The organism is Cupriavidus sp. SK-4, from assembly GCF_000611125.1.
Taxonomy (GTDB): Bacteria; Pseudomonadota; Gammaproteobacteria; order Burkholderiales; family Burkholderiaceae; genus Cupriavidus; species Cupriavidus necator.
Map to the genome: position 1 here is coordinate 90,096 of NZ_JFJW01000068.1, position 13,924 is coordinate 104,019.

12 protein-coding genes are annotated in these 13,924 nt (G+C 68.4%); 4 read left to right on the forward strand and 8 right to left on the reverse strand.

Going from position 1 to position 13,924, the window contains the following annotated elements; translation table 11 throughout:
* Nucleotides 1-137 precede the first annotated feature (137 nt).
* The gene (locus tag CF68_RS14900) at nt 138-776 is read right to left on the reverse strand and encodes a sigma-70 family RNA polymerase sigma factor (RefSeq protein WP_035820004.1); all 639 of its coding nucleotides are present in this window, start codon (nt 774-776) and stop codon (nt 138-140) included.
* Nucleotides 777-855: 79 nt separating this feature from the next.
* Nucleotides 856-2,556, reverse strand: coding sequence for a VWA domain-containing protein (locus tag CF68_RS14905; protein ID WP_035820006.1), 1,701 nt, complete (start codon nt 2,554-2,556; stop codon nt 856-858).
* A 205-nt stretch (nt 2,557-2,761) separates the two neighbouring features.
* On the opposite strand from CF68_RS14905, the gene ggt reads away from it, so the two are divergent.
* Nucleotides 2,762-4,642: a gamma-glutamyltransferase gene (gene ggt, locus CF68_RS14910; protein WP_035820008.1), complete on the forward strand. Its 1,881-nt coding sequence runs from the start codon at nt 2,762-2,764 to the stop codon at nt 4,640-4,642.
* Between the two features lie 68 nt (nt 4,643-4,710).
* Here the strand turns inward: ggt and CF68_RS14915 are convergent, their stop codons facing one another.
* The 4 genes from CF68_RS14915 to CF68_RS14930 all read right to left on the reverse strand — a co-directional run bounded on the left by CF68_RS14915 (nt 4,711) and on the right by CF68_RS14930 (nt 8,993).
* Nucleotides 4,711-5,787, reverse strand: coding sequence for a phosphotransferase (locus CF68_RS14915; protein ID WP_035820010.1), 1,077 nt, complete (start codon nt 5,785-5,787; stop codon nt 4,711-4,713).
* Nucleotides 5,788-5,847: 60 nt separating this feature from the next.
* The gene (locus CF68_RS14920) at nt 5,848-6,573 is read right to left on the reverse strand and encodes a histidine phosphatase family protein (protein ID WP_035820012.1); all 726 of its coding nucleotides are present in this window, start codon (nt 6,571-6,573) and stop codon (nt 5,848-5,850) included.
* Nucleotides 6,574-6,656: 83 nt separating this feature from the next.
* Entirely contained in the window at nt 6,657-7,436 is a 780-nt protein-coding gene (locus tag CF68_RS14925) for an oxepin-CoA hydrolase, alternative type (protein ID WP_013956061.1), read from the reverse strand.
* A gap of 33 nt (nt 7,437-7,469) precedes the next feature.
* A complete protein-coding gene (locus tag CF68_RS14930) occupies nt 7,470-8,993 on the reverse strand; it encodes a 3-hydroxyacyl-CoA dehydrogenase (protein ID WP_035820014.1) in 1,524 nt (507 codons plus the stop codon).
* A 189-nt stretch (nt 8,994-9,182) separates the two neighbouring features.
* On the opposite strand from CF68_RS14930, the gene CF68_RS14935 reads away from it, so the two are divergent.
* Entirely contained in the window at nt 9,183-9,824 is a 642-nt protein-coding gene (locus tag CF68_RS14935) for a glutathione S-transferase (RefSeq protein WP_035820016.1), read from the forward strand.
* 241 nt (nt 9,825-10,065) lie between these two features.
* On the opposite strand, the gene CF68_RS14940 is transcribed toward CF68_RS14935, so the two are convergent.
* Nucleotides 10,066-11,247 carry a pyridoxal phosphate-dependent aminotransferase gene (locus CF68_RS14940; RefSeq protein ID WP_035820018.1) on the reverse strand — a complete coding sequence of 394 codons (1,182 nt, stop codon included), beginning with the start codon at nt 11,245-11,247 and terminating at the stop codon, nt 10,066-10,068.
* A gap of 83 nt (nt 11,248-11,330) precedes the next feature.
* On the reverse strand, nt 11,331-11,858 hold the full coding sequence (locus CF68_RS14945; RefSeq protein WP_035820020.1) for a putative toxin-antitoxin system toxin component, PIN family: 528 nt from the start codon (nt 11,856-11,858) through the stop codon (nt 11,331-11,333).
* 49 nt (nt 11,859-11,907) lie between these two features.
* Between CF68_RS14945 and yaaA the strand changes: the two genes are divergently transcribed.
* Together yaaA and CF68_RS14955 are read left to right on the forward strand one after the other, a co-directional pair.
* On the forward strand, nt 11,908-12,693 hold the full coding sequence (gene yaaA, locus CF68_RS14950) for a peroxide stress protein YaaA (RefSeq protein WP_035820047.1): 786 nt from the start codon (nt 11,908-11,910) through the stop codon (nt 12,691-12,693).
* Nucleotides 12,694-12,719: 26 nt separating this feature from the next.
* Complete coding sequence (locus tag CF68_RS14955; RefSeq protein ID WP_035820022.1) at nt 12,720-13,862, forward strand: M14-type cytosolic carboxypeptidase; 1,143 nt, start codon at nt 12,720-12,722, stop codon at nt 13,860-13,862.
* Nucleotides 13,863-13,924 lie beyond the last annotated feature (62 nt).

A 13,924-nucleotide genomic window follows, 5' to 3' on the forward strand; every position in this document is an offset into this window, starting at 1 on the left:
GCGGTCCGCTTCCTGTTGTGCCGCACGCGCGGCCGCGTGCACCGACTCCGCCAGCGCATCGGACGGCGCGTAAGCGGGCAGCTGCCGCAGCAGTGCCGAAAGCCGGTCCTTGCCGTCGATAAAACGGTCGGCCGCGTTCACGACGGCGTCTCCGGCGAGCCCGGCACGCTGCCGGCCAGGTCTGCGCGCAGGCGCGCGAACGCATAGCGCAGCCGGCTCTTCACCGTCTCGAACTTCTCGCCGAGCATCTGCGCAATCTCTTCGACGCTCATGTCGCTGAAGAAGCGCAGCACCACCACCTCGCGCTGGGCGACGGGCAGCTGCAGCAGCGCGCGATGCACGTGGTGCGCGTGCTGGCGCAACTGCAGCTCTGCTTCCGGCGACAGGTCGTCGGCCGGCATCTCCGCTGGCTGGTCGTCCAGCGCTTCGCGCTGGCGCGCATCGGCGCTGCGCACCTGGTCGAGCCAGGTATTGCGCGCGATCTGGAACAGGAAGGTGCGGAACGCCGCGTCCGGCTGGTAGTCGCCGCAGCGGGTCATCAGCTTGACCCAGGTCTTCTGCGCGATGTCTTCCGCTTCGCCGCGGTTGCCCTGGCACAGCCAGGCCACGTAGTTGTAGAGGCCGGCGTTATGGCGGCGGAACAGCTCGGTGACGGGCTGCTCGATAATGCCGCCCGCCACCAGCAGCATCAGGTCATGGTCGGGCAGCGCCGACAGCGCGGGGCCGGGCGTGGCGGCTGTGGGCGCAGCGGAAGGGGCGGGGTCGGGTGCCTGCATGCGCCCGAGTATAGGAGAGCGCAAGGCGGCGCGACAGTCTGCCGCGCCGCCTTGCGCCGACTTGCGGCCCGGGCTGGTGTCAGCGTGCCGCACGCTCGGCCGGCCCGCCGCTGGTGGCGCCGGCCGGACTGGCCGTGGCCAGGCTCTGTGCCAGGTCCACCAGCTTGAGGAACTCGCCCCGATAGCCAAAGCGGTCGGTGCCGCGGGCGCTCTGGGCCAGCACGCGGGCATCGGCGTAGCGCCAGTCGCCGGTGAACTTGCCGCCGCGCAGCACCTGGCCGAAACCGGCCACCGCCGCGGCAAAGCGGAAGTCGTCATCGCCTTGCGCCAGGGGGCGGATGGCCTGCCGCGCGACGGTGATGCCCATCAACTGGCTGGTGCTGGCGGCGGGCAGCTTGTAGCGCAACTTGATGTGCGCCAGCTCCCCGTCGCGCCCCGGCGCGGGTGCGGCCGGCTGGTAGCGCAGCGGATCGACCAGCCCGGCCTGGCCGGCCAGCGTCAGCTCATACAGCGCCGTCACGGTGTGGCCCGCGCCGATATCGCCGGCATCGACCTTGTCGTTGTTGAAGTCCTCGCGCGCCAGCATGCGGTTCTCGTAGCCGATCAGCCGGTATTCCTTCACCGTGGCCGGATTGAATTCCACCTGGATCTTCACGTCGCGCGCGATGGTGGCCAGGGTCGAGCTGATCTCGCTGACCAGCACCTTGTTGCCTTCCATCAGGTTGTCGATATACGAATAGGCGCCGTCGCCGGCATCGGCCAGCTGCTCCATCAGCTGCTCGTTGTAGTTGCCGGTGCCGAAGCCGAGCGTGGACAGCGACACGCCGGACTTGCGCTTCTCTTCCACCATGCTCTTGAGCTGCCGGAAGTCGGTCACGCCCACGTTGAAGTCGCCGTCGGTGGCCAGCAGCACGCGGTTGATGCCGCCGGCGATAAAGGTCTGCTGCGCGGCCTGGTAGGCCAGCGCAATGCCGCTGGCGCCGGCGGTGCTGCCCCCGGCCACGAGCTGGTCGATGGCGGCGCTGATGGCGGTCTTGTCGCTGCCCGGCGTGGGCGGCAGCGCCACGCGCGTGCCGCTGGCATAGGTGACCAGCGTGATGCGGTCTTGCGGGCGCAGCTTGTTCACCAGCAGCTTGAGCGAGGACTTCAGCAGCGGCAGCTTGTCCGGCGAGTTCATCGATCCCGACACATCCACCAGGAATACCAGGTTGGCGGGCGGCAGCACGCCGCTGGCCATGTCCTTGCCCTTGATGCCGATGCGCAGCAGCACATTGGCCGGGTGCCAGGGCGCGGGCGCCAGCGCGGCATGCACGGCGAACGGGCGGCCATCGGCGGGCTGGGCATAGTCATAGGGGAAGTAGTTCAGCAACTCTTCCACGCGCACCGCATCGGCCGGCGGCACGCGCCCGGCATTGAGCATGCGCCGCATATTGCTGTAGCTGCCGGTATCGACATCGATGCTGAAGGTGGATACCGGCGCCTGCGCCACCAGCCTGACGCCGTTTTCCTCGATGGCGCCGTAGCGTTCGCGCTCGGCCGGCGCCGGCGGCGGCAGGTGGTAGGGCGACGCCCGCGCGGCGCGCGGGGCGATGGCGTGCATTTCCATGGCGGGTGCTGCCTGGCCAGCCTTGGCGGCGTGGTCGTGCGTGGGCGCCGGCGCTGCGGGTTGCGGCACAGGCTGTGCCACTTCCTGAGGAAGCGACGGCGAATGCCCGCCGCAGGCCGACAGCGCCAGTGCGGCGGCAAGACTGGAAATGACGGCCGGTGCGCGAAGTTGCATGTTGTTCTCCTGAGCGGCCGCGGGGCGGGTCCCCGGTCATGACGGCCTGTCGATGAAACGGCGCAGGCGAGCGATCGGGGTTAAACCGGGAGGATTTTTTCTGCACCTGCATGTGGCCCCCTCATGTGGCGGCAGTCAGACTTTCTTGCCCCAGGATGCGCCGATCGCCACTACAATCGTTTGATCCTTCCCCAGGAGATATCGCATGGCTCACCCTGACCTCTCTTCGATGGCATGGCGCGGCGCGCTGGCCCTTGCCCTGACGGCGCTGCTCGGTGCTTGTGGTACCCCGGGCGGAGGGACCGCCACGCCGGCCGCGACTGCCGCGCCGGCCGCGACCACGCCTCCGGCCGCGATGCCGCCGGCACCGGAAGTGTCGTCCGGCTATCGCCCCGGCATGTCCACGGCCTACGCGCAGCGCCATATGGCCGCCGCGGCCAACCCGCTGGCGAGCGAGGCCGGGCGCGCCATCCTGCGCCAGGGCGGCTCGGCCATCGATGCCGCCATCGCGATGCAGGCCGTGCTGACGCTGGTCGAGCCGCAGGCCACCGGCATCGGCGGCGGCGCCTTCATCATGTACTGGGACGGCAAGAACGTTCAGGCCTTCGACGGCCGCGAGACCGCCCCTGCCGGCGCCACCGAAAACCTGTTCCTGCGCCCCGACGGCAAGCCCATGGAGTTCAGCGAGGCCCAGATCGGCGGCCGCTCTGTCGGCACGCCCGGCGTGATGCGCGCGCTGGAAATGGCGCACCAGAAGCACGGCCGCCTGCCGTGGGCCAAGCTGTTCCAGCCCGCCATCGACCTGGCGGAAAAGGGCTTCCCGATCTCGCAGCGGCTGTACACGCAGGTGGCGGCCGACAAGTTCCTGGCCAATTCGCCGGAGATGGCCGCGTACTTCCTGGATGCACAGGGCAAGCCCAAGCCGGCCGGCACGGTGCTGAAGAACCCGAAGCTGGCGCAGACCCTGCGCGATGTCGCCCGGCGCGGTGCCGGCGTGCTCTACAACGGGCCGATCGCGCGCGATATCGTCGCCAAGGTCAACGGCGGCAGCAATGCCGGCTCGCTGTCGCTGGCTGACCTGGGCAGCTACCGGGCCAAGCAGCGCGTGCCGGTCTGTACCGACTACAAGCGCTGGAAGATCTGCGGCATGCCGCCGCCGTCGTCGGGCGGCATCGCCATCGCGCAGATCCTGGGCACGCTGCAGGCGCTTGAGACCAAGAATCCCAGGTACGCGCTGGCCGCGCTCAAGCCGCAGGGCGTGAACACGCCGGCGGTGATGGAGGCCAATCCCGACGCGGTCCACGCGATCTCTGAAGCCGACCGCCTGGCCTACGCCGACCGTGGCCTGTACGTGGCCGATGCCGACTTCGTGCCGGTCAACGTGACCGGCCTGGTCAGCCCGTCCTACCTTGCCACGCGCGCGGAGCTGATCGGCGACAAGAGCATGGGCAAGGCCCAGCCGGGGGTGCCGCCGGGCACGGCGATGGCTTACGCGCCCGATCGTTCGCCGCCGCGCGTTTCCACCTCGCAGATCGTTGCGGTCGATGGCCGCGGCGGGGCGATTTCAATGACCACCACGATCGAGTCGTACTTCGGTTCCCATCTGATGGTGCGCGGCTTCATGCTGAACAACCAACTGACCGACTTCTCCTTCGTGCCGAGCGAGAACGGCAAGCCGGTGGCCAACCGCGTGCAGCCGGGCAAGCGCCCGCGCTCGTCGATGGCGCCGACGCTGGTGTTCGACCGCGAGAGCGGCCAGCTGGTCGCCACAGTCGGCTCGCCGGGCGGCTCGCAGATCATCGAGTATGTGTCCAAGACACTGGTCGGCATGCTGGACTGGAACATGGACGTGCAGGCGGCCATCGGCATGGGCAACTTCGGCAGCCGCAACGGCCCGACCGAGGTGGAGAAGGGGCTGGTGTCGCCGGGCCTGGTGCAGGCACTGCAGCAGCGCGGCCACCAGGTGGCCGAGATCGAGATGACCAGCGGCACGCAGGCCATCATGCGCAAGCAGGGGCCTGACGGCAAGGTGGTGTGGGCGGGTGGTGCGGACCCGCGGCGGGAAGGGGTGGCGCTGGGGGATTGAGCGCCGCGCGATGCGGATGAAAAAGCGGGCGCCTCGGCGCCCGTTTTCTTGCTGCAGCCGTTGCCGCGTCAGCCCTTCGCCTTCTGCGCGTACTGCCACCCCATCTCCGCCATCGGCCGCGCGCGCTTGCCCGCGTCCAGCGCCTGCGCCGACGACGCGGTGCCGTCCACCACGCGCTTCATGATCCCCTGCAGGATGCCGGCGATGCGGAACATGCTGAAGGCCAGGTAGAAGTTCCAGTCGCCGGTGATCGGCCGGCCGGTGCGCTGCTCGTACAGGCGGCGGTAGCTGGCTTCGTCGGGGATGCCCAGCACGGCGAAGTCCACGCCTGCAATGCCGCGGAACTGGCCCGGGGCGATATGCCAGCTCATGCAGTGGTAGCTGAAGTCGGCCATCGGGTGGCCCAGCGTGGACAGTTCCCAGTCCAGCACCGCCAGCACGCGCGGCTCGGTCGGATGGAACATCAGGTTGTCCAGCCGGTAGTCGCCATGCACGATCGAGGTCAGGTCAGCGTCTTCCTGCGGGATATGCTGCGGCAGCCAGTCCATCAGCGCGTCCATCGACGGGATCGATTCGGTCTCGGACAGCTTGTACTGCTTGGTCCAGCGCTCGATCTGGCGCTGGAAGTAGTTGCCGGGCTTGCCGTAGTCGCCCAGGCCGATGGCGTTGTAGTCGACCGTGTGCAGCGCGGCGATGACGCGGTTCATCTCGTCGTAGATGGCGCTGCGCTCGGCGGTGCTCATGCCCGGCAGCGACTGGTCCCACAGCACGCGGCCGGCGACGAACTCCATGATGTAGAAGGCGCGGCCGATCACGGACTCGTCCTCGCACAGCGCGTACATGCGCGCCACCGGCACGTCGCTGCCGGCCAGCGCGGCCATCACGCGGTATTCGCGCTCGATCGCGTGCGCCGAAGGCAGCAGCTTGCTCTTGGGGCCGGGCTTGGCGCGCATCACGTAGGTCTGGCCCGGCGTGACCAGCTTGAAGGTCGGGTTGGACTGGCCGCCCTTGAACTGCTCCACGGTCAGCGGGCCGGCAAAGCCCTCCACGTGCTGGCGCATCCAGGCTTCCAGCGCGTCGGTGTCGAAGCGCTGCTGGTCCGCCACCGGGCGCGTGCCCTCGAAGTGCGATACGTTGCTCGTCATGCTGTCTCCGTTGGTTTTCTGTTCGGTATCGGTTGGGATTCGATCAAGTCCGCGGTGCGCTCAGCCCTGCGGCTGGCGTCCGCGCAAATACTGGTGCAGCAGCACTTCCATGGTGGTGTGGCGCGTACCGCTGTGCACGGGCGTGGGCGGCGAGTAGTTGGTCATGCGCACCACCCAGTCGAGCGGGCCGTCGCCCATGTCGAGCACATTGATGCAGCCCGCGGTCTGCAGCATCGAGCCGAAGAACACGCGCCGCCCGCAGGTGATGGCCTGCGACAGGATGGCGCGGTTGGTGCCGCCATGCAGCACCATCAGCGCCGTGTCCCAGTCGGGATCGGCGCGCAGGCGCTCCAGCGCGGGTAGCACGCGGTCGAGGAACTGGCCGATGGTCTCGCCGTTGAGGAAGCGCTTGTCTTCCGGGACTTCACCTTCGAAGGCGCCGACGAAGGCGTCGCGCAGGTCCTGGTCGGCGATGGCGGACAGGTCGCCGCCGCGGATTTCCTGCAGCGCGGGCCAGACTTCCGGCACCACGTCGTCCATCCCGGGCAGTTCGGCCAGCACGCGCTCAGCCGTCTCGACGGTGCGCGGCAGCCCGCTGACGATGACGCGGTCGAAGCGGATCTGTTCGGCGGCAAAGGCGCGGCCGGCGGCGGTGGCCTGCATGCGGCCGGTCTCGTTGAGGGGCACCATCTCGGGCAGGGCAGGGCGCCCGGCCTCGTCGAAATATGAAACGGCACCATGCCGCATCAGGTAGATGCGGCGACGCGAGGACGGCGGCAATTCCATGCGTTGTCTCCTTGCATTGTGCCGGCATGCCCGTCTGCCGCGGGCTGGCCGTTCGGGTAAAGCCAGGCGCCCGGCGCCCGGCTTCAGCGGTACTGCGGCTTGCGCTTTTCCAGGAAGGCGCTGATGCCTTCGCCGCCGTCGGGGTGATGCAGCGCGGCGACGAAGCTGTCGCGCTCGGCCAGCAGGTGTTCGGCGCGCGATGCCGTGGCCGCGTGGTTGATCAGGTCCTTGATGCGGCCCACCGCGTGCGGCGACTGGCGGGCAAGGCCCGCGGCCAGGCGCAGGGCCTCGTCCAGTGCCTGCCCGGGCTCGGTGACGCGGTTGACCAGCCCGAACTGCGCCAGCCGCGCCGCGTCCACCGGCTTGCCTTCCATCATCAGCTCGCTGGCCAGCGGGCGCGGCAGCGCGCGCGCGATCTCATACGAGCCGCCGCCGTCGGGCGTGAGCCCCACGGAGACATAGGCCATCACGAACTTGGCATTGCTGGCCGCCACCACGAAGTCGCACGCCAGCACCACCGAGAAGCCCGCGCCTGCGGCCGCGCCTTCCACTGCCGCGATGATCGGCTTGGGAAAGGCGTGCAGCGACTCGACCCAGCCGTTCAGCAGGGCGATGCTGGCGGCCTGCACCTCCTGCGGCTGGCTGCGGTTGCCGAGCAGCCGGTTCAGGTTGCCGCCGGCGCAGAAAATGCCGTCGGCGCCGGTGATGATGACCGCGCGCACCGAGTCATCGGCCGCGGCCTGATCCAGCGCCTGCTGCGAGGCCGCGTAGATGTCCGGGTGCAGCGCATTGCGTGCCTCGGGGTTCGAGATGGTCAGCACCAGGGTCGAATCGACGCGGTGGGAAAGCAACTGTGCGGGCATGGGCGTGGCTCGGTCGGTGGGGCGGTGGCGGGCTTACTGCTCTTCGGCCAGCAGCGACAGGCCCAGGCCGGCACGGCGCCACAGCCACGGGCTCGGGCGGTAGCGCATGTCGCCGGTCAGCGCTTCCATGTTGCGCAGCGTCTCCAGCACCAGTTGCGGGCCGACCGCATCGCCGAGCGCCAGCGGGCCCTTGGGATAGCCCAGGCCCAGGTTGACGGCGAGGTCGATGTCCGACGGCGTGGCGATGCGCTGCTGCGCGATATCGCTGGCGATATTGATGATGCAGCAGAGCACGCGCTGCGCGACAAAGCCGGCCGAATCACGGATCACCGTGACCGGCACGCCGTCGCTGGCGAACAGGCCGTGCGCGGCATCACGAGCGGCGGCGCTGGTGGCCGGCGTGGTCATCAGCGTGCGGCGCTTGGTGGCTTCGAACGGCAGCAGCGTGTCGATGGCGACGGTGCGGGCCGGGTCCAGGCCCTGTTGCAGCGCGCTGGTGGTGGCGTCCAGGCCCAGCGGCGTGACGATGATCAGCGCGTCGGCCGACGGCTTGTTGCCGCCTTCCGGGGTCACGCCCAGCGCGCCCAGCAGCTTGGTCACCATGGCGTGGCCGCGCTCGCTGGCGTGGCTGACCCACACGCTCGACGGGCGCGCGCCCGGCACCGCGGCGGCGGCCGGCACCTGCTTCTGGCCATCGGAGTACGAATAGAAACCAGCGCCCGCCTTGCGGCCGATCAGCCCGCCGACCGCGCGGATCGCGGTGATCGGCGAGGGGCGGTAGCGCGGTTCCTGGTAGAACTGGTTGTAGATCGATTCCATCACCGGGTGCGACACGTCCAGCCCGGTCAGGTCCATCAGCTCGAACGGGCCCATGCGGAAGCCGGCCTGCTCGCGCATGATGTTGTCGATGTCGGCAAATTCGGCCACGCCTTCCTGCGCGGCCTTCAGGCCTTCGATATTCATGCCGCGGCCGGCATGGTTGACGATAAAGCCCGGCATGTCCTTGCAGCGCACCGGCGTATGGCCCATGCGGCGCGACAGCGCCATCAGCGTGTCGCCCACCGCGGGGTTGCCCGACAGGCCGTCGATGACCTCGACCACCTTCATCAGCGGCACCGGGTTGAAGAAGTGGTAGCCGGCGATGCGGCCCGGGTGCTTGGCGCCAACGGCGATCGCGGTGATCGACAGCGACGATGTGTTGGAGGCAATGACGGCGTCTTCACGCAGGACCGCTTCGAGCTTGGCGATCAGGTCGCGCTTGACCTCCAGCTTCTCGACGATGGCTTCCAGCACCATGTCGCAGCCGGCGAGGTCTTCCAGCGTGCCGCAGGGCTTGACGCGGGCCAGCGTGGCCTCGGCGTCGGCGGCGCTGATCTTGCCCTTGTCGGCGAGCTTGGCCAGCGTGTCCTGCAGGTACTGGCGCGCGGCGGCCACCGCTTGCGGGTTGGCGTCGTACAGGTTGACGGTCAGGCCCGCCTGCGCGGCGATCTGCGCGATGCCCCGGCCCATGGCGCCGGTGCCGACGATACCCAGCGTATCGATGGTGAAAGTGCTCATCATTTGCCCCAAAAGTTGTGGTTAAATTAGCACGATCGTACGTTTTTTGCACCTTCCGCAACAGTCCGGCGGGGCAGGCGGCGTGCGCTGATCGGCCAGCCGGTACACTGCAGACCCCGGATGGTCCACAATCACCCGACATCCGCACCGTGCGATGCGGGGATCATTCCAATAACGGAGAGAGACGACATGCTGAAGCTCTGCGGTTTTGCCGCCAGCAACTACTACAACAAAGTGAAGCTGGCGCTGCTGGAAAAGAACGTGCCGTTCGAAGAGGTGCTGGCCTGGATCGGCCAGACCGACCCGGCGGCCACGCCCGCGGGCAAGGTGCCCTACATCATCACCGAATCCGGCCCGCTGTGCGAGTCCGAAGCCATCGTCGACTACGTGGAGGCGGCCTATCCGCAGACGCCGCTGCTGCCGGGCGACCCGTACCAGGCCGCCAAGGTGCGCGAGATCGTCGTCTTCATGGAACTGTACCTGGAGCTGACTGCGCGCGAGCTGTACCCCGAGGCATTCTTCGGCGGCAAGGTCAGCGATGGCGTCAAGGACCGCCAGCACAAGCTGCTGACGCGCTATGTCCCCGCCTTCGCCAGGCTGGCGAAGTTCTCGCCGTATATCGCTGGCGACACCTTCACGCTGGCCGACTGCGCCGCCGCGGTGCACCTGCCGCTGGTGTCGTCGTGCACCAAGATCATCTACGGCACCGACCTGCTGGCCGACCTGCCGGTCAAGGACTACCTGAAGACGCTGTCGGCGCGTGAATCGGTGCAGAAGGTCAATGCCGACCGCAAGGCCAATCTTGAGCTGATGGCGAGCCGCAGCAAGTAGTAAGCGAAGCGGCTTGAATTGCCGCATGTGTGCTCCCTCTCCCCCCCTCCGGGGGGGGGGGGGGGGGGGGGGGGGGGGAGTGTCAACGAAGTGAAGGCGTTGGTATGCCGGCGCCTACCCTCACCCCCTGCCCCTCTCCCCCCAACGGGGGGGGGGGGGAGAGGGGAGCAGACCGGCGGCACGCGAAGGCTGTCGGCATGATCAACGCCCGCGAGCTGTTGCGGGCGTTTGCTTTTGGTCTTTACAGCTTGCCCAGCCGCTCCAGCGCCAGCGCCAGCGTCTCTTCCTTCTTGGCAAAGCAGAAGCGCACCACGCCCGATTCACGCGGCTGCGTGTAGAAGGCCGAGACCGGGATCGCGGCAACGCCGATCTCGCGCGTCAGCCACATGGCGAAGTCGGCCTCGCTCAGGTCGGAAATGGCCGAGTAGTCTACGCACTGGAAGTAGGTGCCGTCCGACGGCAGCAGCTTGAAGCGGCTGTTGGCCAGGCCGGCGCGGAAGAAGTCGCGCTTGGCCTGGTAGAACGCCGACAGCTGCAGATAGGGCGCGGGATCGGCCATGTAGTCGGCCAGGCCGTGCTGCACCGGCGTGTTCACGGTGAACACGTTGAACTGGTGCACCTTGCGGAACTCAGCCATCAGCGCGGCCGGCGCGGCCACGTAGCCGACCTTCCAGCCGGTCACGTGATAGGTCTTGCCGAAGCTGGAGATCACGAAGCTGCGGCGCGCAAGCTCAGGATGGCGCGAGACCGAGGCATGCTGCTGGCCGTCGTAGACCATGTGCTCGTAGACCTCGTCCGAGAGCAGCAGGATGTCGGTGCCGGCCAGGATCTGCGCCAGCTGGTCCATGTCGGCCGCGCGCAAGATCGTGCCGGTGGGGTTGTGCGGCGTGTTGATCAGGATCATGCGCGTGCGCGGCGTGATCGCGGCGGCCAGCTTGTCGAAGGGCACGCGGAATTCCGGCGCTTCCAGCGTGACCGGCACGGCGGTGGCGCCGGCCAGCTCGATCGCGGGCAGGTAGCTGTCGTAGCACGGCTCCAGCACGATCACCTCGTCGCCCGGATGCACCGCGCACAGGATCGCGGTCAGGATGCCCTGGGTGGCGCCGGCGGTGACGGTGATCTCGGTGTCCCAGCTGTACTGATGGCCATAGAGGCTGGCGATCTTGGCGGCGATGGCCTGGCGCAGGCGCGGCACGCCCGCCATCGGCGGGTACTGGTTATGGCCGGCGCGCATGGCCGCGGTCACGGCATCGACGATCTTCGGGTCGCAGTCGAAGTCCGGGAAGCCCTGGCCCAGGTTGACGGCGTTCTTCTCGGTGGCCAGCGCCGACATCACGGTGAAGATGGTGGTGCCGACGGCGGGCAGGCGCGAGGGCGGCGGGGTCAGCGGCGTCAACTGGGTGTGGGTGGTGTCTGCGGACATGATGCGAACGTGTCGATGCGGTGGGGACGGGATGCGATCAGGCGTGCGGCGCCACCACGTAGGCGGCGCCGGGAGCCGACATTCTAAAGCGGATCGGCGGCGCTGGCGGCGCCAAGCGCTGCCAGCCAGGCGCCGAAGGCCGGTGGCGTCATCACTTCCACGCCGCTGCTGCGGCGCAGGCGGGTGCGCAGCTTGAGCACGGCCTTGTCCTTCGATACCAGGCAGGCGGCGCCGGCAAAGTGCGCCAGCTCAACGAACTTCTGGTCGTCGGTGTCCTTGCAGCGCGGCAGGCTGATGGCGTCGTAGTCGGCCTGCGGCGGCGCGGCTTCCAGGCTGGCGAGGCGGTCGACGGTGGCCAGCGCGGCATCGATATCGACGTCAAAGCGGGCAAATTGCGGATAGGCCAGCACCCGGCGCAGTTCCTCGCGGCAGTCGGCGCGGATCACCGGGGCGATGGTGCCGGCTTCCAGCGCGGTGCGGATCGGCTCCACATGGGGGTCGCGGAAGACCAGCAGGTCCACCCAGATATTGGAGTCCAGCACCACGCGCGGCGCAGATGTGATGCCGGCGGGGCTGGCGAAGAGGGTGGTTCCGGTGGTGTCGAGGCGCATTCGCTACAATCTTGGCTTGTTTGTCCTTGGCTACTGCCGCGATTTTGCCATGCTCATCGTTTTGTCTCCCGCCAAGTCGCTGGACTACGAGACTCCCCCGCGCCTCAAGACCCATACGCTGCCGCGCTTTATCGAGCGTTCCGCCATGCTGATCGAGCGCCTGCGCAAGCTGGCGCCGCAGGATGTGGGCGCGCTGATGGATATCTCCGACAAGCTCGCGGTGCTCAATGTGACGCGCTACGGCGACTGGTCGCCTGAGTTCACCGCGGCCAACAGCAAACAGGCGGTGCTGGCCTTCAATGGCGACGTCTACGACGGCCTGGACGCGAAGACGCTGTCGGCCGACGAGCTCGGCTTTGCGCAGAAGCACATCCGCATCCTGTCCGGCCTGTACGGCGTGCTGCGCCCGCTGGACTGGATGCAGCCCTACCGGCTGGAGATGGGCACGCGCCTGGACAACGTTGCCGGCAAGGACCTGTACGCGTTCTGGGGCGACGATGTCACGCAGATGATCAACGCCGACATGGCCGCGATCAAGCAGGAAGGCGCGCCGGTGCTGGTCAACCTGGCCTCGGAAGAGTATTTCAAGGTGGTGCGGCCCAAGGTGCTGCAGGCGCGCATCGTCACGCCGGTGTTCGAGGACTGGAAGGGCGGCCGCTACAAGATCATTTCGTTCCACGCCAAGCGCGCGCGCGGCACCATGGCGCGCTACGCGGTGACGCAGCGCGTGACCGAGCCGGACAAGCTCAAGCGCTTTGCCGAAGACGGCTACGCCTTCGACGCCGGGGCCTCGGATGCCACCCGCTGGGTGTTCCGCCGCCGCCTGGAAGACTGAAACCCATCGCCACGAGACTGCCCGCCATGCCTGCCGCCATGCATATCTCTTCGCAATTCGACTCCGGCGCCATCGAGGTCGAGGCGCTCGACCGCGCCGACGATATCCGCCTGCGCATCCGCGCCGACTCGCACGCCGACTTCCGCCAGTGGTTCCATTTCCGCCTGCAGGGCGCGGCGGGGCAGGCGTGCCGGATGCACTTCTTGAACGCGGGCGACTGCACCTATCCGGACGGATGGCGCGACTACCGCGCGGTGGCTTCGTACGACCGCGCCAACTGGTTCCGCGTGCCGACGCGCTTCGACGGCCAGGTGATGACGGTGGAGTTCACGCCCGAGCACGACAGCATCTGGTTTGCGTATTTCGAGCCGTATCCGGATGAGCGCCACCTGTCGCTGCTGGCCAGCTGCCAGCGCTCGCCGCTGGCGCGGCTGTCGCACCTGGGCAGCACCGTGGACGGGCGCGACATGACCCGCGTCACGCTGGGCCAGCCCGGCCCCGGCAAGAAGACCGTCTGGATGATCGCGCGCCAGCACCCGGGCGAGAGCATGGCCGAATGGTTTGTCGAAGGCGTGCTGCAGCGCCTGACCGGCACCGGCATGTGGGCGGGCGACCCGGTTGCGCGCAAGCTGCTGGAGCGCGCGGTGTTCCATATCGTGCCGAACATGAACCCGGACGGCTCGGCGCGCGGCAACCTGCGCACCAACGCCGCCGGCGCCAACCTGAACCGCGAGTGGATGGCGCCGAGCCCGGATATCAGCCCCGAGGTCTACCACGTGCGCCGCGCCATCGAGGCCAGCGGCTGCGACATGTTCTTCGACATCCATGGCGACGAGGGACTGCCGTACAACTTCGTCGCCGGCAGCGAGATGCTGCCGGGCTTTACCGAGGCGCGCCGGCGCGAGCAGCAGCGCTTTATCGAGGCCTTCAAGCGGGTCTCGCCGGATTTCCAGGATGTGCACGGCTACGCGGCCAGCAAGTACAACGCGGATGCGCTCAAGCTGGCGTCCAAGTACATCGGGCATACCTTCGGTTGCCTGGCGCTGACGCTGGAGATGCCATTCAAGGACAATGCCGACCTGCCGGATCCGGCGGTCGGCTGGAACGGCGCGCGCAGTGCGCTGCTGGGGACGGCGATGCTGCAGGCGATCCTGGACTACCTGGGCTGAGCCAATGCAAACGGCCCAACCGGACAGAACCGGGTGGGCCGGAACGGCCTTGGCGCGGGCGC

Coding starts and splice junctions, on each gene's coding strand:
- CF68_RS14900 (WP_035820004.1), bottom strand. CDS start 776: ATGCAGGCACCCGACCCCGCCCCTTCCGCTGCGCCCACAGCCGCCACG.
- CF68_RS14905 (WP_035820006.1), bottom strand. CDS start 2,556: ATGCAACTTCGCGCACCGGCCGTCATTTCCAGTCTTGCCGCCGCACTG.
- ggt (WP_035820008.1), top strand. CDS start 2,762: ATGGCTCACCCTGACCTCTCTTCGATGGCATGGCGCGGCGCGCTGGCC.
- CF68_RS14915 (WP_035820010.1), bottom strand. CDS start 5,787: ATGACGAGCAACGTATCGCACTTCGAGGGCACGCGCCCGGTGGCGGAC.
- CF68_RS14920 (WP_035820012.1), bottom strand. CDS start 6,573: ATGGAATTGCCGCCGTCCTCGCGTCGCCGCATCTACCTGATGCGGCAT.
- CF68_RS14925 (WP_013956061.1), bottom strand. CDS start 7,436: ATGCCCGCACAGTTGCTTTCCCACCGCGTCGATTCGACCCTGGTGCTG.
- CF68_RS14930 (WP_035820014.1), bottom strand. CDS start 8,993: ATGAGCACTTTCACCATCGATACGCTGGGTATCGTCGGCACCGGCGCC.
- CF68_RS14935 (WP_035820016.1), top strand. CDS start 9,183: ATGCTGAAGCTCTGCGGTTTTGCCGCCAGCAACTACTACAACAAAGTG.
- CF68_RS14940 (WP_035820018.1), bottom strand. CDS start 11,247: ATGTCCGCAGACACCACCCACACCCAGTTGACGCCGCTGACCCCGCCG.
- CF68_RS14945 (WP_035820020.1), bottom strand. CDS start 11,858: ATGCGCCTCGACACCACCGGAACCACCCTCTTCGCCAGCCCCGCCGGC.
- yaaA (WP_035820047.1), top strand. CDS start 11,908: ATGCTCATCGTTTTGTCTCCCGCCAAGTCGCTGGACTACGAGACTCCC.
- CF68_RS14955 (WP_035820022.1), top strand. CDS start 12,720: ATGCCTGCCGCCATGCATATCTCTTCGCAATTCGACTCCGGCGCCATC.